Genomic DNA, 22,991 nt, shown 5'->3' on the forward strand with positions numbered 1-22,991 from the left:
GTTATCAGCCAGCAACAGGATAAATTGCGCCTAAAATTGTTTCCCTATCAGCACCAGTCACCGATGGCAAGTTACCCGACAACCCAGACATGGTACGGAATGCCAGCCAAGCAAATGCCAACGCTTCCATATCATCACCACTTAATCCATATTTGTCTGTTGTTGCAACTTCAGTATCAGGCAACAAAGCAGATAACCGACGCATTATAAGTGGGTTTCTGGCACCACCGCCACAAACCAATAAGCGCTCACAGCCGTTATTTAACAGTACTTGTTCAGCAATGCTAACAGCAGTCAGTTCAGCAAGAGTGGCCTGTACATCGACCGGACTGACATCAGGGAAATCAGCCAGCTGTTTTTCCAGCCATGCCATATTGAAATATTCCCGCCCGGTGCTTTTTGGTGCAGTACGTGCAAAATAGGGGTCTGAAAGCATCTTCTGAAGCAGAGCTTTGTTTACATTACCCTCTCCTGCCCATTGTGCATCTTTATCATAAGGCTGCTGTTTATGACGCCATGTCCAGGCATCCATCAACATATTACCCGGCCCGGTATCATATCCCTTAACCGCAGAATTTGGCAGAAGAGCGGAAATGTTCGCAATGCCGCCAATATTCAAGATCACACGCCTTTCCGTTGGATTGCCCAATACCGCCATATGGAAAGCAGGAACTAAAGGTGCACCTTGACCGCCATAAGCCATATCACGACGGCGAAAATCACCTACTGTTGTAATATCGGTTAATGCCGTTACGCGGTTATTGTCACCAATTTGCATCGTAAATGGCTTTTCACCATCCGGTTCATGCCATACAGTCTGACCATGACACCCAATTGCAGTGATATCATTCGCAGTTAATCCGGTCTTCTTTAATAACCCTTTGACTGATTCGGCAAAAAGCGTTCCCAACTCATAATCGAGCTGCCCAACTGTTGATAATGTAGTTTGCTGACCCTGACAAATCGCCAGTAATTTTTGTTTAAGTTCCTGAGGAAATGGATGACTGTAATTTTCCTTTTGTATAACAGCCTTATCACTGATTTCTGCTAAAACGACATCGACTCCATCCATACTGGTGCCAGACATCACACCAATATAACGTCCTGACTTCATAAATATTCCCCTATTTAAAGAATGGATTACATCTGTAAATAAACCTGTGTAACTATAAAACACATTGATTTGGACTATATATGTTTCACTCAGAATATAAGAGATAAAATCTGAGTTTTGGAGAGCTCTTCACAAAACATGCTAAACTTTTGGTCAGGAATTATTCCTATTGGCGTTCAATGTAGAAATTTATTATATATTTATAGAGAGGCTATTAATGTATAGAATAAGTAACTCGTAAAATTATTATACTTGTTACTGATCATTGTAGCCGAATGCTTGATTGTAGGGTTATTACCAGATTTCTCTCGAGGCATTAAAATTAGGAGTAACTATGTTCAAACGTTTCCTGGTTGGTGCAGTTGTAGTAACAACATTATCCGGATGTGCTGACATGGGAGCACTGTCTAGTGATACTTACTCAATTGATCAGGCCAAACAAATTCAAAACGTAACCTACGGGACTATTTTGTCTGTCCGTCCGGTCACTATAAAAGGCTCTCAGTCTGGCAACCAAAACATGCTAGGAGCGATTGGCGGAGCAGTATTAGGGGGATTGTTAGGTGATTCGGTTGGCGGCGGTAGAGGGCAGAGGCTTGCAACAGCCGCTGGTGCTATTGTCGGTGGAATGGCAGGTCAAGGAATTGAAGGTGCTATCGATCAAACAAAAGGTGTCGAATTGGAAATCCGTACTGACAGCGGAAGAAATATTGTTGTGGTGCAAAAACAGGATCAGGTTTTATTCAGTAAAGGACAACGTATCAAAATTGCCGATAGTGGCGACTCAACAACGGTCTCTCCTATCTAATAGAGTTAAAGTATATTTAAAAAAATCGCGGATCACCAAAATATGGCCCGCGATTTTCTTTTTATCGATTAATTTTTATATTACCTGTTTATGTAATTGGCTAATATTTTTTTCGATTTTTTTTATTACAGAAGCAAGTAGAATTAACTCATCATGAGTAATTCCCTCCAAGATGTCTTTCCTCGTCGAACCAATAACACTATCCACTTCTCTGATAAAATTTTCTGACTCTTCTGTTAATTTGATTCTTTTAGCGCGCCTATCATTAGCACATGTGTGCCTTGTAATGAGTTTCTTTTCTTCTAATTGATCTAAAGTTCTTACCAGGGATGGTTGTTCAATACCAATTGCTTTTGCAAGTTGTATCTGTGACTGCTCCGGTGGTAACAAACTAATATTGTAAAGAGTAACCCAATGTGTCTGAGTTAATTTCAACGGCTTCAAACGATGATCAATTAAAGCGCGCCAAACACGAACTAAACGTGCCAGGTCTGATCCCAATGTCAATTCCAATTACCCCTCCTTATAATTAGAGACTCATATAACATCAATGAATTATCCAATCAGTTTATTCATATGAATAATGGATACGCATCCTATATCTTGCTCACATTAGTAGAGTCAGATATTTCGCTAATTACTTAATTAGTATCGCGTTGGCTTGTTACTTAAAGTTGACATCTTCGTCGCCCTAAAGAGCGAAGTTTTACGGCGCACCGAATAAAATCGCGCATTAATCCACCAACGATATAAACTGTATAAAATAATCCTCCAACTTAACTATTAAGATTTTAAATATCAACGAAACAGATACAAACTCCAAAAAATAGACACAATACCGCTCGGTTAAAGTTCTATAAGAATAACCGCCATCCAAATACTAATCTATATATTTTTACATTAATATCATTTTTATCTTACAGTTAGCGTTAAATAGATAATAAAATTCATTAAAAACAAACAGATAACTAATTAGCGCGATTATTGTTCAATAATTAATTATTTGATAAGAAACCTTTACCTTAAGGATTTAATTAGTCAATCTCTGTAATATTTTTAAATGACCTATATCAAATAAAAAATAGGTAATATGAATAAAATATCACTTTATCATGGCAAAAGTTCTTAACCACAATGAAAATATGAAATATTATTCATATAAGAAAATTTCATTAACAGTTAAAAATGTGAATTAAAATAACCCAAGCTGTTTTGATGGGACAACTTCATCATGCCCGTTATTTTTCAGTGTCCGCAGATATCTAGCATGGCATAACCGCAATATTTCTCTTTTTTGCCCATCAGATAATTTCATCCACATAAAGCGCTCTTCTCGATTGCGATAGCAACCTCGACAGAAACCACGGGGACCAGATTCACAAATCCCCTTGCAAGGATTAGGAATAACAAAAAACTCTAGTTGCTCAGCCATGTCATCCTCCTGTATACAAAATTACCTAAACGATTATCTCTGAGAGAATTGCAACACTAGCTAGATCCAGCTCACATCAAATAATGATTACAAAATAGTAGCGAGTAAAACAAAGGTGAAAGGACGCATTGAATTACCTTATGTTTACCATATATAGTTAAAAAACAATGGGGTCAGAGCACGAAATTTTGATCTTTTGCTATTTCGTAAAATTAATATTTTTATATAAAACCATAAACATAAGAGGTAATCATGCGTCTACTTCATACAATGATCCGTGTTGGCAACATGCAACGCTCGATTGATTTTTATACTAAAGTAATGGGCATGCGTCTACTTCGTACGAGTGAAAATCCAGAGTATAAATATTCCCTCGCCTTTGTAGGTTACTCTGATGAAAGCCAGGGTGCGGTCATCGAATTAACATACAACTGGGATGTTGAAAGCTACGAAATGGGTACAGCATTCGGCCATATTGCTTTAGGTGTTGATGATGTTGCGGCAACGTGTGAGCGTATCAAACTTGCCGGGGGAAATGTCATTCGTGAAGCTGGGCCAGTGAAAGGCGGAACAACTGTTATCGCTTTTGTTGAAGATCCTGACGGCTATAAAATCGAACTTATTGAAAATAAAAGCGCCAGTAGTGCATTAGGCCATTAACTATTTTCCATATGCAAGTCTCCATATACAAGGGCATCTTTAGCATGCCCTTCGTTTCCACTAGGTAGATATTACTTCTGCAATGCTCAATAAATTTTGTCATAATATCCGCTATCCTGAAGTTAAGAATAAAATCAGATGTCTAATATAAAAGATCAAAACATGCTCAGTGGGCGCTTTCGTGGCTATTATCCCGTTGTTATTGATGTAGAAACCGCGGGGTTTAATGCGCGGACAGATGCTTTACTTGAAATAGCTGCAACGACGTTAAAAATGGATGAAGAAGGTTGGCTCGCGCCGGCTGATACGCTGCACTTCCATATTGAGCCCTTTGAAGGAGCCAACCTTGATCCCGCCGCGCTGGCATTTACAGGTATTGACCCGACTAATCCATTACGGGGTGCCGTCAGCGAATATACTGCGCTGCATGCCATTTTTAAGATGGTCCGTAAAGGTATGAAAGGGAGTAATTGCAATCGTGCCATTATAGTTGCTCATAATGCCAGTTTTGATCACAATTTTGTTATGGCAGCGGCTGAACGCTCTGGTTTAAAACGTAATCCATTCCATCCTTTTGCCACGTTTGATACGGCTGCGCTGAGTGGTTTGGTACTTGGTCAGACTATTCTGGCAAAAGCCTGCATTACAGCAGAAATCCCTTTTGACAGTAATCAGGCACACAGTGCTCTCTATGATACAGATCGGACGAGTCTGCTTTTCTGCGAATTGGTTAATCGCTGGAAGCGACTAGGTGGTTGGCCTATGGCCACTCCGGACGGCGAAGCCTGATAAACTAAGAGCCTATTTTATTAGGCTCTTAGCTCCAATAATGATTATCAAATATTACTGGTTGTCTTCTTGCTCACGGTATTTATCCGCAGTTTCTTTAATCAATGTTTGTAGTTCACCGCGTTGATACATCTCCATCAGGATGTCACATCCCCCGACTAACTCACCATCAACCCAAAGCTGAGGGAATGTCGGCCAGTTAGCATACTTAGGTAATTCAGCACGGATATCCGGGTTTTGCAAAATATCCACGTAAGCAAAACGTTCACCGCAGGCAGATAAAGCCTGAACAGCCTGAGCAGAGAAACCACAGCTTGGCAGCTTCGGTGAGCCTTTCATGTACAGCAAAATCGGGTTTTCATTAATTTGGCGTTCGATTTTCTCAATTGTCGTCATTTTTACTTCCTTAAACCGCAGGTGCTGTTTATCAGCATCAGAAAAGATTGATTCAGAATACCACTTTCTGGTGCTGATTTTCTACAGCGAACGTGCTGCTACAAATTTTTATCATGAACAACATTTTGTAATCGCTGAGGTTTCCATACCCTATAAATATTTAATCCATTAAAACTGAACAGTTCTACATCAGCTCATCATTAAATCGCATCTTTTTCCCTGTTATTTAGCAGAAAAGTTGTTAAGATAATCACTAAAATAGCAACATGATAATAAGCTTAAATTTGCTCTATCCATGATTAATACTTTACGAATCATGGTTTATAAAGCCAAAAACCCGATATTAAAAGGAGTATGCAATGTCTTTTGAATTACCAGCATTACCTTATGCTAAAGATGCCTTAGAACCTCATATCTCAGCAGAAACTCTGGAATATCATTACGGCAAACATCACAATGCTTATGTTGTGAACCTGAACAACCTGATTAAAGGTACAGAATTTGCCGGAAAAACACTGGAAGAAATCATCAAAACTTCTGATGGCGGTATCTTCAATAATGCTGCGCAAGTATGGAACCACACTTTCTACTGGCACAGCCTGTCACCAAACGGTGGTGGTGAACCTACCGGCAAAGTGGCAGAAGCAATTAACAAAGCTTTCGGCTCTTTTGCTGAATTTAAACAGCAATTTACTGATGCAGCCCTGAAAAACTTCGGCTCCGGCTGGACATGGCTGGTCAAGAAAACTGATGGTAGCCTGGCTATCGCTAATACTTCCAATGCAGCAACTCCGCTGACTGGTGAAGATAAGCCTGTTCTGACTGTTGATGTTTGGGAACATGCTTATTACATCGATTACCGCAATGCACGCCCTCAATATCTGGAGCATTTCTGGGCTCTGGTTAACTGGCAGTTTGTGGAAGAAAATCTGGCTTAATTAGCCTATCAGTTAAATACAAGGGTAAGTTTTTCCGGTTCTGCACACGTGTCCCATTCATGGATACTTTCTGAAATCGTGAAAAACTTCCCCTTGAAAAAATAGATGGCGTTTCACCACAATATTATTTCCGGACTTAAGGTTATTTCCGGACTCAAGCGATCAAACAGAGACTCGCCAGAAAAACAATCATGACTAACGCACTACAGGCAGTCAATAATCCCAATTTCAGATCTGTATCCATAAACCATCCTCATCGTGAAAATTAAGACTCAGCAACATCATAAATTTTAAGTGGTTATTTATCTCAAAGATTAAAAATCGCACTGTGATATTTAATACATATACTTTATAGCATCGATTACTGCTTTCACTTTTGAGCTAGATCAGACAAAATTCACGGTTTCTCGCTAAATTATTGCCAGTTATCTTCCTATATACAAATATAATACTGGCAAATGATTAACAAAGTTCTATATCCAGATAAAGGGTATACAAATTTAGACCAAAAGGTCAGGAGTCCTTTTTATCATGGCAACGATTAAAGATGTGGCTAAACGCGCTGGTGTTTCAACCACAACCGTATCCCATGTTATTAATAAAACCCGTTTCGTCGCCGAAGATACGAAGGCCGCAGTATGGGCTGCCATTAAGGAACTGAATTATTCTCCCAGTGCTGTTGCCCGAAGCTTAAAAGTCAACCACACAAAATCTATCGGGTTATTGGCAACCTCAAGTGAAGCACCCTATTTTGCTGAAATAATCGAGTCTGTCGAAAATAGTTGTTATAGCAAAGGCTATACATTGATTTTATGTAATTCCCATAACAACCTCGACAAACAAAAAGCTTATCTCGCGATGCTGGCGCAAAAGCGCGTAGATGGTTTATTAGTTATGTGTTCAGAATATCCTCAACAATTGCTGGGGATGCTGGAGGATTATCGCAATATTCCTATGGTTGTCATGGATTGGGGGGAATCCAGAGGGGACTTTACGGATGCCATTATTGATAATGCCTTCCACGGTGGTTATTTAGCTGGCCGGTATTTGATTGAACGTGGGCATCGTGATATTGCCTCCATTCCCGGTCCACTAGCCAGAAACACCGGTGGCGGACGTCATCAGGGTTTTCTCAAGGCACTGAAAGAAGCCAATATCACTATTCGGGATGAATGGGTTGTTCAGGGGGATTTTGAGCCTGAATCAGGTTATCAGGCAATGTGTAAGATCTTAAACCAGAAACATCGCCCTACTGCTGTGTTCTGTGGCGGGGATGTGATGGCAATGGGAGCTATTTGTGCTGCCGATGAAATGGGTTTACGCGTTCCTCAGGATATTTCCATCATTGGTTATGACAATATCCGTAATGCACGCTATTTCACACCAGCACTGACAACCATTCATCAACCTAAAGAGCGGCTGGGACAAATGGCTTTCTCCACGCTACTTGATAGAATTATCAATAAACGTGAAGATGCCCAAACTATTGAGGTCCACCCGCGTCTTGTAGAGCGTCGCTCTGTTGCCGATGGTCCTTTTATTGATTATCGCCGCTAACAGTTAGTCTTCTTGTAGCCATTCAGCATTAAGCGTTGTGTTATCACCAAGATACTCAAGCAACCAGCTTAATGCAGGTGAATGGCTTTTTTGCGACCATGTCAGACAGCACGGGCTATCAGGTAACGGCTGCTCAAGTTCAAGCACACACAATTTTCCCTGACGAATAAGCGGTAATGCCCGGTGTTTAGGTACCATTCCCACACACAATCCCTCCATTAGACAGGATAACCCCGCTTCCCAGTCAGGAACAACCAGCCGCCGCTGATTATCTAAAGCCCATGTATCACGTTTAGGCAGGGCACGTGATGTATCCTCAAGACATAAACTGGCATAAGGCCGCAATTGGTCATCATTTAATTTTTCCGTTACGAGCACCAACTCATGCTCAGGGCTGGCAACACACAGCCATGGCATAAAACCCATATCCCTGAAACTGTATCGCTCGCCAACCGGAGAAGCGCGTGTTGCTCCAATAGCAACATCAACACGCCCATCCACCAGCGCATCCCATACACCATTAAAAACTTCGGGATAGATAAATAACTCAATATCCGGAAAATGACGATAGAAATCCAAAATAAGCTGACGTGTCCGTTCTGGTTTAACAACCTGATCAACAGCGATACTGAGTTGTCCGCGCCATCCGTTTGCTACCTGCTGACATTGGTGCCGGGTATGATTCATTTTTTTGATAACAGAACGGGCATCCTTAACAAAAATGGCTCCTGCTTCAGTTAACTCTACGTCACGGTGACGGCGTTCGAACAGAGAAACTGCCAGCCATTCTTCAAGTTGCTTTATCGTATAACTGACAGCAGAAGGCACACGATGAAGCTCTGATGCAGCCGCACTGAAACTTCCTGTTCTTGCCACCGCATCAACAACTTCCAGAGAATATTCAGACCACATGTTTCTTCCTTTTAATTTTTTTCATCGCATGGTACAAATAATACCGTTTCACAATCAAAAATCACGCCATATAAAATAAGCTCCATATTTCTTTATCAATTACCACACCGATTGACTAACGCGATTTATTAACACAATGACAACAAATAAAAACTCTCTTCCATTTATGTTTTATCTTGCTGGCCTGAGTATGCTCGGCTACTTAGCCATTGATATGTATCTACCCGCCTTTGATGCTATGAGTAAAGATTTAAACACATCAAAAGGTGCTATCAGTGCAAGCCTTAGCATTTTTCTCGGCGGTTTTGCCGTTGCTCAGCTTTTATGGGGATTACTTTCTGATCGTCTGGGAAGAAAGCCTGTTCTGATTATCGGTTTATCCCTGTTTTGCCTCAGCTGTCTGGGCATACTTTGGATAACAGATGCGACTCAATTACTTGTCCTGAGATTTATTCAGGCTGTTGGGGTCTGCTCTGCTGCCGTTTCCTGGCAGGCTCTGGTTGTCGACAGATATGATGCTGAACGCACGAAACGTGTTTTCGCTATGATTATGCCATTAGTGGCGCTTTCCCCTGCCCTTGCACCATTATTAGGCGCATGGTTACTGTCACACACAAGCTGGAGGGTTATCTTTCTTGTCTTGATGGTGGTAACGCTGTTACTACTGATACCCACACTTTTTCTGGCGAACAAACGTGTTCCCATTGATACCAGCGCAGATAATCATAGTGCTTCTTTCTTCACCTTATTGAAGTCATCAGTTTTTAGCGGCAATGTTTTGATTTATGCTTCCTGTAGCGCCGGCTTTTTTGCCTGGTTAACAGGTTCACCAACTATTTTGAATAGTATGGGTTATGACGCGACAGATATCGGTTTAAGTTATATTCCACAAACTTTGGCATTTATGGTGGGTGGGTATGGCTGCCGTATTTTGTTAGAAAAAGTTAAAAGTGAAACTATATTTCCTATCTTATTGGCAGGTTATGCCATAAGCATGGTACTTATCTATTTAGCTGCCTGGTTCTATCCTTCTTTCATCGTTATTCTTATTCCTTTTTGTGTTATGGCAGCAATGAATGGCGCTTCTTATCCGATTGCTGTAGCAAATGCTCTTTCCGTTTATCCGAAAGACAGCGGTAAAGCTGCCGCATTGCAAAATGCTTTACAATTAGGCCTTTGCTTTATTGCCAGTATGCTTGTTGCTATGTTTATGAAAAGTCCTCTCTTATCAACGACAACAGTGATGGTAGCCACCATTATCCCAATGGTGATAGGTTATTATTTACAAAAGAGAAAGGATGATATTAGTAACTAATTATCAATCAATTAGTCACCATTCAATATAATACCTAAGAATATTCTCAACGAAAGGCCATATAATAATATGGCCTTTCTCTTGCTTATTGTTTAAATATTATTTCACTCATATACTCATATGGATTCATTATTCTAAAAACTCGGAATTTGAGGTTTAGAAGAGCAATGAAGCTCTCTTTTATATCACGGAAGAACGACATAACTGCCTTTAAGTCATTTTCTGATTAGTTTCAATATTCCTATGGATTTCAAGATGCAGTTTAACGGCAAGAAAACAAATCCCGGGAAGCATAAATAACCAGTAACAAAGAGGTACCTCAAAATTCCACCACATAAATGTTGGAGAGTATATGAGTTCATCTTTCGTTGAAGAAAATAAAAAAATCACTGACCAGTGGCATAGGATTGCAAATGACCTGCTTCAGGAAGCAGGCATTCAAATTAATGGAAAACGCCCTTTTGACATACAAGTCAAAAACCCTGATTTTTATAAAAGAGTATTGAAACAGGGATCTTTAGGATTAGGCGAAAGCTATATGGATGGCTGGTGGGATTGTGAGCGTTTAGATGTTTTCTTTTATAAAATATTACGGGCTGGTCTGGAACACAAAATTCCAAAAAATTTTAAGGACATTTTGATGGTTGTGACTTCCCGCCTGTTTAATTTACAGTCCCCCAAACGGGCATGGATTGTAGGGGAAGAACATTACGATTTGGGTAATGACCTATTTACACTCATGCTTGATCCCAATATGCAATATTCATGCGGCTACTGGAAAGATGCGAATTCACTGGAAGAAGCTCAGTCTAATAAACTGCGGTTGATTTGCGAAAAATTACAGTTATCGCCGGGTATGACTCTGCTGGATATCGGTTGTGGTTGGGGCGGATTAGCCGCTTACGCAGCCAAACATTATTCCGTTTCCGTCACTGGAGTCACTATTTCAGTAGAGCAACAAAAATATGCTCAGGAGCGCTGTAAAGATCTGGATGTGAAAATTATCCTTGAAGATTATCGGGATCTAAACCTCCAGTTTGACAGAATCGTTTCTGTCGGCATGTTTGAACATGTAGGCTCCAAAAATTATGCTAACTATTTCGACGTAGTACGTAGGAATCTGAAGCCTGATGGTCTTTTCTTACTGCACACAATTGGTTCCAACCGGGATAAAGTGAATGTCGATGCGTGGATCGGTAAATATATTTTCCCTAATGGGCATTTGCCATCAATTGCAATGATTGCCAAAGCCAGCTCCGGGAAATTTGTGATGGAAGACTGGCATAACTTCGGAGCTGACTATGATCGTACTCTGATGGCATGGTATGAACGTTTTATTACAAACTGGGATAAAATAGCTCATAATTATAGCCCCCGCTTCAAACGAATGTTCAGTTATTATCTGAATGCCTGCGCCGGGGCATTTCGCGCCAGAGATATCCAGTTATGGCAGGTTATGTTCAGCCCACGTGGAATTGAAAATGGATTAAGAGTTCCGCGTTAATATTTTACTAGTGGGTTTGGAATACCATTAAAAAGCTACAGAAGTGAAATCTGTAGCTTTTTTCTGCAAAATTTTAATTACCTTCCAACTGTGATAATACTTTTTCTTGTTCTTTCTGCGCCATGAAGCGTTCAACAGTATCTACAATCGCTTGAGTCTGTGGATCAATTTCAATATTCACTTTATGACCGATACGCTTTTTACCCAATGTCGTGCGCTCTAATGTTTCCGGTATCAAATGAACACAAAAACGATTATTTACTACATCGCCAATAGTCAGACTAATTCCATCAATGCCAACAAATCCTTTATGCAGGATATATTTCATTAATTGTTTGTCATAAATACGGAACCATATTTCATGGTTATTTTCTGAAGTGAAAATTTTCGCAATTTCAGCTGTTGTAATCACATGCCCGGACATTAAATGCCCGCCAATTTCATCACCGAATTTTGCTGCCCTTTCCAAATTAACTAAATCACCAATCTTAAGCTCACCAAGATTAGTCAGACGCAGCGTCTCTTTCATCAAATCAAAGCTAATCAAGTCACCATCAATTTTTGTGACAGTCAGACAACAGCCATTATGAGAAACGGAAGCTCCCGTTTCAATATCAGGTAATAATTCAGCCGGAAATTTGACTATATGAGTCCGAAAATGTGTTTTTTCTTCAATAGCAACTATAGGCGCCTTTCCCTGAACAATGCCTGTAAACATGGGGAACCTCTTTCATCGTTTTACATAATAAGTTAGTGTAACCCACTAATCTCTTTTAAACACTATTTCACGTGTAATGTTATTACTCATTTAGACTAAATATCAAACAATGATTGGATTAGTAAAATGAGTCCTATACAATACCTATGTTAACAAGAGGTTGCTTTTCAAACAGTTCTGTTTGCTCGCAGAAATATTCCTTGTTTTTTCTATCGTCAATTTTTCAATTAAAAGGTGTAGTACGTGCAGAAATATTTAAATGAAGCGCGTAGTTTGCTCGCTCTGGGGATCCCCGTCATTATCGCTCAGTCTTCACAAACTGCGATGGGAGTCGTCGATACAGTCATGGCCGGTAAAGCAGGTGCAATAGAAATGTCCGCTGTTGCTATAGGGACATCAATCTGGCTGCCAGCTATTTTGCTTGCGCAAGGGATTTTGATGGCTTTAACACCGATCGTTGCCCATATGAATGGCTCAGGCCAGAGAAAAAATGTTGCAGGTCAAATCCAGCAAGGTTTTTGGCTGGCAACATTTCTTTCTATCTTTGTGATGACGATTTTATATAACTGCCGATTTATTATAGAAGCACAGCATAATGTAGATCCCGTTCTGGCACAAAAATCCATCGATTTTATCCATGCAATTATGTGGGGGGCGCCTGGTGCCTTGTTCTATCAGGTTTTACGCTGCCAGTGTGAAGGGCTGTCAAAAACCAAACCAGCGATGGTCATTGGTGTTATAGGGCTGTTAGTGAATATCCCTGTCAACTATATTTTCATTTACGGTAAGTTTGGTGCACCAGAACTTGGTGGTGTAGGTTGTGGGGTTGCAACTGCGAGCGTTTACTGGGTTATGTGTTTGTTACTACTTACCTATGTTAAACACGCACCATCCCAGAAAGATATTCATACATTTGAGAATTTTTCTCGCCCTCACTCGCATACACAAAAACGCATTACTCTGTTGGGATTGCCTATCGGTCTGGCTATGTTCTTTGAGGTGACATTGTTTGCTGTTGTCTCTTTACTGCTCTCCCCTCTTGGAGTAGTGGATGTTGCAGGGCATCAAATCGCGCTCAATTTCAGTTCACTGATGTTTATGTTCCCGCTGTCATTTGGTATCGCAGCTACTATCCGGGTGGGTTATAACCTCGGACAGAAATCAACTGAAGGTGCCAAAGTATCAGCTTATACCAGCCTTGCGCTCGGGTTAATAATTGCTAGCATAACCGCCGCATTCACGACAATATTCCGTGAACCAATTGCTATGATGTATAACGATAATCCTGAAGTGGTCATATTAGCATCTAATCTGATGCTATTTGCTGCTATTTACCAGCTTTCCGATTCTGTTCAAGTCATTGGCTCAGGTGTATTACGTGGATATAAAGATACGCGCTCTATTTTCGTTATCACTTTCATCGCCTATTGGATTTTCGGATTACCAAGTGGTTATATTCTGGCATTGACCAATCTTGTTACTGAACCTATGGGACCACAAGGTTTCTGGATTGGGTTTATTATCGGATTAACTGTTGCAGCAATTATGATTGGCTACCGGATTTTGTGGTTACAAAAGCAGCCTGATCATGCTGTCCTTGCTCGTTCTACCCGTTAATTTAGTACATTAAATTAATATCTCAAGGGGAAAAAGCTGCAAATTCACACTAAAAGATGTAATTGCGAGCAATCAAACACGAATTTGCATTTTTTCCCTTGCCAGATAGCTCAGCGATCGTTAATATTCGTCCCCGTTGTCACCCATAGAAATTTAGATTGCGTCCGTAGCTCAGTTGGTTAGAGCACCACCTTGACATGGTGGGGGTCGGTGGTTCGAGTCCACTCGGACGCACCAAATATCTGGTTGGCATAGCAACTCAAATTTATGTGCGTCCGTAGCTCAGTTGGTTAGAGCACCACCTTGACATGGTGGGGGTCGGTGGTTCGAGTCCACTCGGACGCACCATACAATTGATATCCTCCGTTTTATTATCTTTAATACCTTCACTATTTTTCTAATAACCACTCGAATTTTTTATAAAAACACTTTTTCCATCCACAATATTCAAGCTACTAAAAATTATTTTTTCACTGTTGCGCAACAACTCTCTGATTTTTCTGATATGAACATGCTCATTTTTTATTCTTTTCAGATAAATTTTTTCAAGAATCACTTTTTGATTCATTTCACAGAAATTAGCCTCTATAATACGGCCCTGTCATTAGTTGAATGGTTTCAGCCAATTAATTTACCGAATCCAGAAAAAATTGCAGATGATTAATCGCTCTAAATCCACATGGTTAATACATGCCTGGCTTGATGAAAAACAACCAATTGACACTTTTCTGCCATCCGTTTTCCATGTATGTTGCGCAACTTAAAATGCCAGACTAACAGAGCCAAGTGACACTGGCATATAATGTCAATGGTTGGTAATACACTCTTTTTAATCCATTAAAACCAGTAGTAGATAGATTGTCATGAAAAAAACCAAAATTGTTTGTACTATCGGGCCAAAAACTGAATCCGAAGAAAAACTGACCGAACTGCTTAACTCAGGCATGAACGTTATGCGCCTGAATTTTTCTCACGGTGACTACGAAGAACATGGTCAGCGTATTAAAAATATCCGCGCAGTCACTGCAAAAACCGGTAAAAAAGCAGCTATCTTACTGGATACTAAAGGCCCTGAAATCCGCACCATGAAGCTGGAAGATGGCAACGATGTTTCCCTGACAGCTGGCCAGACTTTCACCTTTACAACTGATCAATCCACTATCGGCAATCAGGAGCGCGTTGCCGTAACCTATTCAGGCTTACCAGCTGATTTATCTGTAGGTAATACAGTTTTGGTCGATGATGGCCTGATTGCCATGACAGTAAAAGAGATAGCCGGCACTGAAGTTATCTGTGAAGTTCTGAACAACGGTGACTTAGGCGAAAACAAAGGCGTTAACCTGCCGAATGTTTCTATCAACCTGCCTGCTCTGGCAGAGAAAGATAAGCAGGATCTCATCTTTGGCTGTGAACAGGGTGTTGACTTTATCGCTGCTTCTTTCATCCGCAAGCGTTCTGACGTTCTGGAAATTCGTGAACACCTGAAAGCTCATGGTGGTGAACATATCCAGATTATTTCCAAAATTGAAAATCAGGAAGGTCTGAACAATTTTGATGAGATCCTGGAAGCCTCAGACGGTATCATGGTTGCCCGTGGTGATCTGGGTGTTGAAATCCCGGTAGAAGAAGTCATTTTCGCGCAGAAAATGATGATAGAGAAATGTAACTCTGCACGTAAAGTTGTCATCACTGCGACTCAGATGCTGGATTCCATGATCAAAAATCCACGCCCTACCCGTGCCGAAGCGGGTGATGTTGCCAACGCAATTTTGGACGGAACTGACGCAGTCATGCTTTCTGGTGAAAGTGCGAAAGGAAAATATCCAGTTGAAGCCGTTTCCATCATGGCAACTATCTGTGAACGTACAGATCGCGTTATGGGCAGCCGGATTGAAAATACCAAAACACAGAAGTTACGTGTAACTGAAGCGGTTTGCCGTGGCGCAGTAGAAATTGCGGAAAAACTGGAAGCCCCTCTGATCGTTGTTGCAACCTATGGCGGTAAATCTGCAAGATCTGTGCGTAAATACTTCCCTAATGCACGGATCCTCGCATTAACTACCAATGAAATCACTGCCCGTCAGTTATTGCTGGTTAAAGGTGTTGCTACACAGGTAGTCAAAGAAATTGCCTCTACTGATGATTTTTACCGTATCGGTAAAGAAGCTGCATTAGCCAGCGGTATGGCAAGTAAAGGTGATATCGTTGTGATGGTGTCCGGTGCATTAGTACCAAGCGGCACAACAAATACATCTTCTGTTCATGTACTGTAATTATTTTTGATTACAAAGCAGATCGCTCGTTAATTGAGCGATCTGCGCTTATAAATAATCCCTCCATATTTTTGTCCCTCCCCCCGCTAATAAAAAAATGTGCTCCTGTAATAAACGCAAAAACAGGAATAAAAGATGTATAATAAATACACTAATTATTTTAAAATTATTGACGTTAATACGCATCATTAAAGCATTTTACTCACTTAACCCACGGATTCTGCCAGATAAAAATGTGTCAAAATAATAAAATAGGCAATGGGATATTGTTGGTTTATTACATCAGTACAGTGAAAAACTGGAAGATACATCACGTAATGTTTGAGATTTTTCTGATTTAATTATTCCTCTCATTACCGTTTTATTGTAGTTATCTAAAAATTATTAACTTATTTTAGAGCGAAAAACAGTAGAATTTGTTTATCCGGACAAAATTTATTCTCTTTCTAAAAAAGTTTGTGTAATAATTAGATAGCTACTTGAAGATTAACTTAATCTAGAGGGTATTGTGATGAATCGTACTAAAATTGTACTTGGCGCAGTAATTCTCGCTTCTACGATGTTAGCAGGTTGTACAAGCACAGCTAAAAAAGTTGACCAGCTTTCTTCTCAGGTTCTAACTTTGGGTTCCAAAGTTGACCAACTGAGCAACGAAGTTGGCTCAATGCGTTCTGATGTACAAACAGCTAAAGACGAAGCAGCTCGTGCTAACCAACGTCTTGACAACCAAGTTCGTTCCTACAAAAAATAAATTTGTAGCATTTTCAAGAATGGCGTACTTAATAAGTACGCCATTCTTTATGTATATCTTGGATTATCTACAGGTTAGGTCATGACTTAGTCTGATAGACTGGTGTGGGCTGATTCAACGGAGGTAGTTTAACGGGCTGAACGTTCAGAGTGTCGTCTTCACGCTCCTCCACTAACTGTGATATTTCTTTTTCCCTGTGGCTGGATGAAAGTCCTTTCTCATTTACTGCTACTGGTATTCCAGAACGACGAATAATTTCCTGATCGACCAAAACAACATTGGTTCCCTTGTTTCCAATAAATTTTGATAACCCTTCCGGGCGCTTAATTGGCATGGTCTGAGGATCATCGGCTTCTGTTTTTGACAACGGCTGATGAACTTCAACATAGCGTTTTCCATCCGGCTCTACTGCATATTTGATCGGTTCATTAATAATCTGAACACGGGTTCCTCTTGGAACATTGTGAAAAAGCGCTTTAATGTCATCAGGACGTAAACGTATACAACCGGAGCTAACACGCATGCCAATACCAAAATTGGCATTAGTGCCATGTATCAGATATTCTCCACGCCCGGCTGACAGACGCAAAGCAAAATCACCCATTGGGTTATCTGGCCCGGCAGGTATTACAGCAGGCAGAATAATCCCTCGACTCGCATAATCCTTGCGAATATTTGCAGTAGGCGTCCATGTGGGATTTTTAATAAGCTGGCTGACTGAGGTTGTCATTGTTGGTGTATTGCGCCCAAGCTGCCCGATGCCGATTGGATACACAATGACACTATCTTTCCCTTTCGGATAATAATAGAGCCTCATTTCAGCCAGATTAATAACAATACCCTGACGGGGGGTATTGGGAAGCAACATCTGTGATGGGATGACCAGCTTGGTTCCGGGTTTAGGTAAATACGGATCAACACCAGGATTGGCTTCTAACATCGCCAACAGACCTATTTGGTATTTAGCGGCTATGGCTTCCAGCGGAAGTCCATCATTAGGAACGACATAGATGGAATTCTCACCAATCAGGCTACTGTTAGCAGGTGGTAGCGGATATTCCACCGCATAAGCCATATTAGCTATCCCGCAGAACGACAACATGCCGATCAAGAAAGTACTGATAAAAGTCAAAAATCGCTTCATACACACTTCCTCAATGATATTTGAATGCCAGTGGTTAATTAATAGCCTCATATAAGGCTATTTTACCCCCTTTGCCACAATAAAAACTAAGAAAACTGCTTTTATATACCAAATATTAGGACAATATCGCTGTAGTCAAACGAGATGTGCAACATAATTGTTGCTGTCCGTTATAAATATCAATCTGCCAGACCTGATGGGAACGTCCAAGATGGATTGCTTTGCAGACTCCTTTAACTATACCATCACGCACGGCTTTAATATGATTCGCATTAATTTCTACACCGACAACTTTCTGTTCACCTTCAGAGCAAAGATAGCCAGCAAGTGAACCCAGTGATTCTGCCAACACCACAGATGCCCCACCATGCAAAATCCCGAATGGCTGTTTAGTTCGTTGATCAACCGGCATTGTGCCTTCAAGAAAATCATCACCAAGACGGGTTATTTCTATTCCAACATATTCTAGCATGCAGTCATTTCTCAATTGATTTAGCATGCTGACATCTGCGCTACGTTTCCAAATTTGTTGTTTCTGAATCACTACACTATCTCCAATAAAGCTTGTAATGGGTGTTTAAGTACTTTTCCTTCTATGCGCTTCACCTGACTACGGCATGAATAACCCGTGCTGAGGCAATGCTCCAAAGCAAGGTTGCTCAATGCTGGCGCCCATGAAAGCCGGTAAATACCCAGCGAGTTTTCGAGATTCTTTTTTTCGTGACCATACGTTCCAGCCATACCACAGCACCCCACGTTGACGTTATTTAAATTAGCGCCAAAGTGGTGAAAGATGTCACTCCACTGTTTACCGCTGTTAGGTAATGCTGTCACTTCTGTACAGTGACCAAACAGATACCAGTCATGACTAGGTGTTACATTGTCACATTTTTCTGTTGGAATAATTTCTGGCAATATATTAACCAGCCATTCATGAACTAATTGGACATTAAAATTACCCCGATGTTCACCGAGAATATCCCTGTATTCATCCCGATAACACAGAACTAAGGCTGGATCGACACCCACCATCGGAATATCCAATTGTGCCGCCCGATTCAGAAAATCAGCCGTTTTCCGGGCTGTCTTAGCAAACTTATTTAAGAATCCTTTGACGTGTTGCGCTTTTCCATTGGGAGAAAACGGTAACAACACTGACTGATATCCCAGTTTCTCAACCAGTCGCACAAAATCAGTTACCACTTTTGCATCGTGGTAACTGGTGAAAGGATCCTGAACAATAAGTACATGCTGTTTGCGCTGAGATGAGGATAAGGTTTCAAGCTGTTCCAGTGTCGTTCCCACCGCATAATGTCCTGCGAGTTGTTGCTGCAATGTCGGATAGGAAAGCTGAGGTAGATCAGCCATACCAATAGTATGCTGGCTGAGTTTTTGCACCCATGGCTGCCGCAGGAAGAAATTAAATACGCGGGGTGCTTTTGCCATTAATGGAGTACTGTCTTCAACATTAGCGACGATGTGATCACGCAACGGACGTAAATAACGGCTATGGTACAAAGCCAGAAAACGGGAACGAAATGATGGCACATCAATTTTAATCGGGCATTGTGTCGAACAGGCCTTGCAGGCCAGACAGCCTGACATCGCTTCTTTTACTTCATGTGAAAAATCATACTCTCCCCGCCATGCCTGCCAACTATAACGTGTTTTTTCAATCAGACCACGCAGGCTGGGGCGCGACTGGTCAAGCCCATGCTCCAGTAATTCAGGTTTAACACCCTGCTCCGTCAAAAGCCGCAGCCATTCCCTGACAAGAGTAGCTCTCCCTTTGGGCGAATGGATCCGATGCTGGCTTATTTTCATTGAAGGACACATCGGGCTTTTAACGTCAAAATTGAAGCATAGGCCATTACCATTACACTCCATTGCTCCACGGAATGTGCTTCTGACATTAACGGGGATCGCTCTGTCAAAAGTGCCTCGCTTGGCCGCATCAACCTTCATCATGGGAGCATCAATGCCGATCGGCGGGCAGATTTTTCCCGGATTCAGCCTGTTAAGCGGATCAAATGCGGCTTTAATCCGACGCAGTTCGTCGTATAATATTTCACCAAAGAAAGCGGGGCTATATTCTGCCCGAAAGCCTTTTCCGTGTTCTCCCCATAACAATCCACCATATTTGGCCGTCAAGTTAACTATTTCATCGGAAATCTGCTTCATTAGCATTTCCTGCTGAGGATCGCACATATCCAGTGCAGGACGAACGTGTAAAACACCTGCATCCACATGGCCGAACATACCATAATTAAGCTGATGGCTATCCAAGAGCTGGCGAAATTCAGCTATATAATCAGCAAGGTGCTGAGGAGGAACACACGTGTCTTCCACAAATGGAATGGGTTTGGCTACACCTTTACTATTGCCAAGTAAACCAACAGATTTTTTCCGCATCGCATAAATGCGTTCAATATCATCTAAATGGTGGCAGGTCTGGTAACCGATTATCCCGGCCTGATTGTTCATCATCAATTCATCAAGGCGCTGACAGAGCATATTAACCTGTTGATCAATTTGCTGTTCATCATTGCCACTGAATTCAACAATATTCAGCCCTTGCATATCCTTATCAGGCACATCGGTAATCAGCTCTTTTACTGAGTGCCAGATGATATCTTCCCGTGCAAGGTTGAGAACTTTAGAATCCACAGTTTCAACAGACAGTGCCTTAGCTTCAACCATAAATGGAGCGTTACGCAAGGCTGAATCAAAAGAATCATATTTTACATTTACAAGGCGCCTGACTTTTGGCAAAGGCGTAATATCCAGCGTTGCTTCGGTAATAAAAGCCAAAGTACCTTCAGAGCCCGTTAAGATGCGTGTCAGGTCAAAAGATTGCAGATCATCACTATAGACATGGCGTAAATCATACCCCGTCAAAAACCGATTAAGTTTTGGGAACTTTTCAAGAATTAATTCCCGTTGTTCACGACAGCGTTCGAGTACGGTTTTATAGATATGCCCGACGGTTGAATTTTCTTTCGCAATCGATTCCGCCAATGTTGTATTCATTGGGCGGGTATCAAACATTTCCCCACCCAGTAAAACAGCCCGGACGCCAAGTACATGATCTGACGTTTTTCCATACACCAGCGACCCCTGACCGGATGCATCGGTATTGATCATTCCACCCAATGTGGCACGGTTACTGGTTGATAATTCAGGAGAAAAAAAATAACCGAAAGGCTTTAGATATTGATTGAGCTGATCTTTGATAACTCCGGCTTCAACTTTAACCCACCCTTGTTCCGGGTTAATTTCCAGAATTCTTTTCATATAACGGGACATATCCACAACAATGCCATTGTTGAGTGCCTGCCCATTCGTACCCGTTCCGCCTCCCCGGGGGGTAAATGTCAGCGAATGGAAGCGCTTTTCTCCCGCAACTCTTGCCAACAGTGCAACATCAGCAGTTGAGCGGGGAAAGATAACCGCTTGTGGTAACAACTGATAAATACTATTATCTGTCGCCATAGTGAGTCGATCAGCGTAATTGCTGGCAGTATCGCCTGTAAAACCGGCTTCCTTCAGTACAGTCAAATATTCCTTTACCAGTTCACTGACTCGGGGGGCTTGTGGTATACGTGGGATCATTGGCTCATTGCCCCTTTTCTAATAATTGTCCACATTGCTATAGTTATATACTACCTTCATTGTCGGGTTCAGACAGGGATCTGAACAGGCAGGCTTTTAACAATATCACAATATTTGCCAGTTTTGAGCAACATGTGAAATAACGTTATATTTATTTACCATTGTGGATCCCGACAGTATTTTTAATCGCCGAGAGAAATCATTTCATGGAAAAATCGCAACCACATCAGGATTTACCCAAGCTGCTATTTGTACTGTTCTTCATTTTACTGCTCATTACAACCAGCTTTTGGGTTTTAAGTCCATTTGTTTTAGGGTTCATCTGGTCAGGAATGGTGGTTATCGCAACTTGGCCGCTAATGGAAAAAATACAGCGACGTTTATGGGGAAAACGTTGGATAGCAGTTTCCATTATGACGTTACTGCTCATTTTATTATTTGTTATTCCCATTGCATTATTGGTCAGCAACCTGCTGGAAAACAGTGCACCACTCATTGAATGGGCAAAATCTCCATCCAATATGCACCTACCTCAATTGGAGTGGCTAAATAAAATTCCGGTCGTCGGTCAGGATTTATATATTAAATGGCAGAACATCATCTCTGAGGGCAGTAATATGCTCATGGCTAAAATTCCGCCTTATATCGGAAAAGCAGCCACATGGTTTTTTGCTCAGGCTGCCAATGCTGGCCGGTTTCTATTCCACCTGACCTTAATGGTGCTGTTCAGTGTTCTACTTTACTGGAAAGGTGAACATGTGATGCAGGGAATTCGCCATTTCGCTATCCGGCTGGCAGGTAAACGAGGCGATGCGGTTGTTGTACTGGCTGCACGTTCTATCCGCGCTGTTGCCCTTGGTGTAGTTGTAACTGCCCTTGTGCAGGCCATCGCAGGCGGCATTGGGTTAGCAATTGCAGGTATTCCCTATGCTATGGTTCTGACTGTTCTGATGTTCGTGCTCTGCGTTGCACAGTTAGGCCCTCTGTTAGTTCTTATTCCATCTATTATCTGGCTTTACTGGACAGGCGAAACAACTCTGGGAACAATTTTAGTGGTCTGGAGTTTAATTCTGGTCACTATGGATGGTGTTCTTCGGCCTTTCCTTATTCGTCTGGGTGCCGATTTACCTATGGTTTTAATTCTTACTGGCGTCATTGGCGGCATACTTTCGCTCGGCGTAATTGGTTTATTTATCGGGCCGGTTGTACTGGCTGTTTCTTACAGCCTATTACTGGCATGGATGGATGAAGTACCCAAACCCGAAATTAAATAGAAGTCACTAAGCGGTATTTCAAAAAAATTCATATGCAATAATAAAACACAAAGCGCGGAAAATTATTTTTCCGCGCAATTATCATTAAAGTAAATGTATTATCTGGTGCCTATAAAAAATACACATTCATTCCATCAGTAAATAATCTCAAAAAACTTGTTACGAGAAAGTTGCTTT

Annotated in this window: 20 protein-coding genes and 2 tRNA genes; 13 read left to right on the forward strand and 9 right to left on the reverse strand. The window is 41.3% G+C overall.

Going from position 1 to position 22,991, the window contains the following annotated elements:
• Nucleotides 1-4: 4 nt before the first annotated feature.
• Nucleotides 5-1,114 (reverse strand): anhydro-N-acetylmuramic acid kinase, encoded by a 1,110-nt coding sequence (gene anmK / locus AACX38_RS06885; protein ID WP_099121549.1) that lies wholly within the window; start codon nucleotides 1,112-1,114, stop codon nucleotides 5-7.
• A 334-nt stretch (nucleotides 1,115-1,448) separates the two neighbouring features.
• Between anmK and AACX38_RS06890 the strand changes: the two genes are divergently transcribed.
• Nucleotides 1,449-1,922, forward strand: coding sequence for an outer membrane lipoprotein (locus AACX38_RS06890; RefSeq protein WP_099121550.1), 474 nt, complete (start codon nucleotides 1,449-1,451; stop codon nucleotides 1,920-1,922).
• 75 nt (nucleotides 1,923-1,997) lie between these two features.
• Here AACX38_RS06890 and slyA read toward each other — a convergent pair whose 3' ends face one another.
• Together slyA and AACX38_RS06900 are read right to left on the reverse strand one after the other, a co-directional pair.
• A complete protein-coding gene (slyA, locus tag AACX38_RS06895) occupies nucleotides 1,998-2,435 on the reverse strand; it encodes a transcriptional regulator SlyA (protein ID WP_099108148.1) in 438 nt (145 codons plus the stop codon).
• Nucleotides 2,436-3,114: 679 nt separating this feature from the next.
• Nucleotides 3,115-3,354 (reverse strand): DUF1289 domain-containing protein, encoded by a 240-nt coding sequence (locus tag AACX38_RS06900; RefSeq protein ID WP_099108149.1) that lies wholly within the window; start codon nucleotides 3,352-3,354, stop codon nucleotides 3,115-3,117.
• A 252-nt stretch (nucleotides 3,355-3,606) separates the two neighbouring features.
• On the opposite strand from AACX38_RS06900, the gene gloA reads away from it, so the two are divergent.
• Both gloA and rnt read left to right on the forward strand, forming a co-directional pair.
• On the forward strand, nucleotides 3,607-4,014 hold the full coding sequence (gene gloA, locus AACX38_RS06905; RefSeq protein WP_228862844.1) for a lactoylglutathione lyase: 408 nt from the start codon (nucleotides 3,607-3,609) through the stop codon (nucleotides 4,012-4,014).
• Nucleotides 4,015-4,152: 138 nt separating this feature from the next.
• Nucleotides 4,153-4,803 (forward strand): ribonuclease T, encoded by a 651-nt coding sequence (gene rnt, locus AACX38_RS06910; RefSeq protein ID WP_228862845.1) that lies wholly within the window; start codon nucleotides 4,153-4,155, stop codon nucleotides 4,801-4,803.
• A 54-nt stretch (nucleotides 4,804-4,857) separates the two neighbouring features.
• On the opposite strand, the gene AACX38_RS06915 is transcribed toward rnt, so the two are convergent.
• Nucleotides 4,858-5,199 (reverse strand): Grx4 family monothiol glutaredoxin, encoded by a 342-nt coding sequence (locus AACX38_RS06915; RefSeq protein ID WP_099121554.1) that lies wholly within the window; start codon nucleotides 5,197-5,199, stop codon nucleotides 4,858-4,860.
• Nucleotides 5,200-5,558: 359 nt separating this feature from the next.
• Between AACX38_RS06915 and sodB the strand changes: the two genes are divergently transcribed.
• Together sodB and purR are read left to right on the forward strand one after the other, a co-directional pair.
• Nucleotides 5,559-6,137 (forward strand): superoxide dismutase [Fe], encoded by a 579-nt coding sequence (sodB, locus tag AACX38_RS06920; protein WP_099121555.1) that lies wholly within the window; start codon nucleotides 5,559-5,561, stop codon nucleotides 6,135-6,137.
• Nucleotides 6,138-6,668: 531 nt separating this feature from the next.
• Entirely contained in the window at nucleotides 6,669-7,694 is a 1,026-nt protein-coding gene (gene purR / locus AACX38_RS06925) for an HTH-type transcriptional repressor PurR (RefSeq protein ID WP_099108154.1), read from the forward strand.
• A gap of 3 nt (nucleotides 7,695-7,697) precedes the next feature.
• Here the strand turns inward: purR and punR are convergent, their stop codons facing one another.
• Nucleotides 7,698-8,606, reverse strand: a complete 909-nt coding sequence (gene punR, locus AACX38_RS06930) for a DNA-binding transcriptional activator PunR (protein WP_228862846.1) — start codon at nucleotides 8,604-8,606, stop codon at nucleotides 7,698-7,700.
• Nucleotides 8,607-8,742: 136 nt separating this feature from the next.
• Here punR and punC point away from each other — a divergent pair, with 136 nt between their 5' ends.
• Nucleotides 8,743-9,921: a purine nucleoside transporter PunC gene (gene punC / locus AACX38_RS06935; protein WP_099121557.1), complete on the forward strand. Its 1,179-nt coding sequence runs from the start codon at nucleotides 8,743-8,745 to the stop codon at nucleotides 9,919-9,921.
• Between the two features lie 352 nt (nucleotides 9,922-10,273).
• Complete coding sequence (cfa, locus tag AACX38_RS06940; RefSeq protein ID WP_228862847.1) at nucleotides 10,274-11,425, forward strand: cyclopropane fatty acyl phospholipid synthase; 1,152 nt, start codon at nucleotides 10,274-10,276, stop codon at nucleotides 11,423-11,425.
• Between the two features lie 73 nt (nucleotides 11,426-11,498).
• Here cfa and AACX38_RS06945 read toward each other — a convergent pair whose 3' ends face one another.
• A complete protein-coding gene (locus AACX38_RS06945) occupies nucleotides 11,499-12,143 on the reverse strand; it encodes a riboflavin synthase subunit alpha (RefSeq protein WP_099108158.1) in 645 nt (214 codons plus the stop codon).
• 243 nt (nucleotides 12,144-12,386) lie between these two features.
• Here AACX38_RS06945 and AACX38_RS06950 point away from each other — a divergent pair, with 243 nt between their 5' ends.
• The 5 genes from AACX38_RS06950 to AACX38_RS06970 all read left to right on the forward strand — a co-directional run bounded on the left by AACX38_RS06950 (nucleotide 12,387) and on the right by AACX38_RS06970 (nucleotide 16,784).
• On the forward strand, nucleotides 12,387-13,760 hold the full coding sequence (locus AACX38_RS06950) for an MATE family efflux transporter (RefSeq protein ID WP_228862848.1): 1,374 nt from the start codon (nucleotides 12,387-12,389) through the stop codon (nucleotides 13,758-13,760).
• 160 nt (nucleotides 13,761-13,920) lie between these two features.
• Nucleotides 13,921-13,997 (forward strand) — tRNA-Val (locus AACX38_RS06955).
• Between the two features lie 34 nt (nucleotides 13,998-14,031).
• Nucleotides 14,032-14,108: transfer RNA gene (locus AACX38_RS06960), tRNA-Val, on the forward strand.
• A gap of 515 nt (nucleotides 14,109-14,623) precedes the next feature.
• Nucleotides 14,624-16,033, forward strand: coding sequence for a pyruvate kinase PykF (pykF, locus tag AACX38_RS06965; protein ID WP_228862849.1), 1,410 nt, complete (start codon nucleotides 14,624-14,626; stop codon nucleotides 16,031-16,033).
• Between the two features lie 511 nt (nucleotides 16,034-16,544).
• Nucleotides 16,545-16,784, forward strand: coding sequence for a major outer membrane lipoprotein (locus AACX38_RS06970; RefSeq protein ID WP_099108162.1), 240 nt, complete (start codon nucleotides 16,545-16,547; stop codon nucleotides 16,782-16,784).
• A gap of 79 nt (nucleotides 16,785-16,863) precedes the next feature.
• Here AACX38_RS06970 and AACX38_RS06975 read toward each other — a convergent pair whose 3' ends face one another.
• From AACX38_RS06975 to ydiJ, 3 genes are all read right to left on the reverse strand, one after another.
• Nucleotides 16,864-17,928, reverse strand: coding sequence for a L,D-transpeptidase family protein (locus tag AACX38_RS06975; RefSeq protein ID WP_099121562.1), 1,065 nt, complete (start codon nucleotides 17,926-17,928; stop codon nucleotides 16,864-16,866).
• A 115-nt stretch (nucleotides 17,929-18,043) separates the two neighbouring features.
• On the reverse strand, nucleotides 18,044-18,400 hold the full coding sequence (locus AACX38_RS06980; RefSeq protein ID WP_228862850.1) for a hotdog fold thioesterase: 357 nt from the start codon (nucleotides 18,398-18,400) through the stop codon (nucleotides 18,044-18,046).
• A gap of 71 nt (nucleotides 18,401-18,471) precedes the next feature.
• Nucleotides 18,472-21,540 carry a D-2-hydroxyglutarate dehydrogenase YdiJ gene (gene ydiJ, locus AACX38_RS06985; RefSeq protein WP_228862851.1) on the reverse strand — a complete coding sequence of 1,023 codons (3,069 nt, stop codon included), beginning with the start codon at nucleotides 21,538-21,540 and terminating at the stop codon, nucleotides 18,472-18,474.
• A 206-nt stretch (nucleotides 21,541-21,746) separates the two neighbouring features.
• On the opposite strand from ydiJ, the gene ydiK reads away from it, so the two are divergent.
• A complete protein-coding gene (ydiK, locus tag AACX38_RS06990) occupies nucleotides 21,747-22,814 on the forward strand; it encodes an AI-2E family transporter YdiK (protein ID WP_099108165.1) in 1,068 nt (355 codons plus the stop codon).
• Nucleotides 22,815-22,991 lie beyond the last annotated feature (177 nt).

Origin of the sequence: Xenorhabdus sp. PB30.3, assembly GCF_963895965.1 — a bacterium.
Taxonomy (GTDB): Bacteria; Pseudomonadota; Gammaproteobacteria; order Enterobacterales; family Enterobacteriaceae; genus Xenorhabdus; species Xenorhabdus stockiae.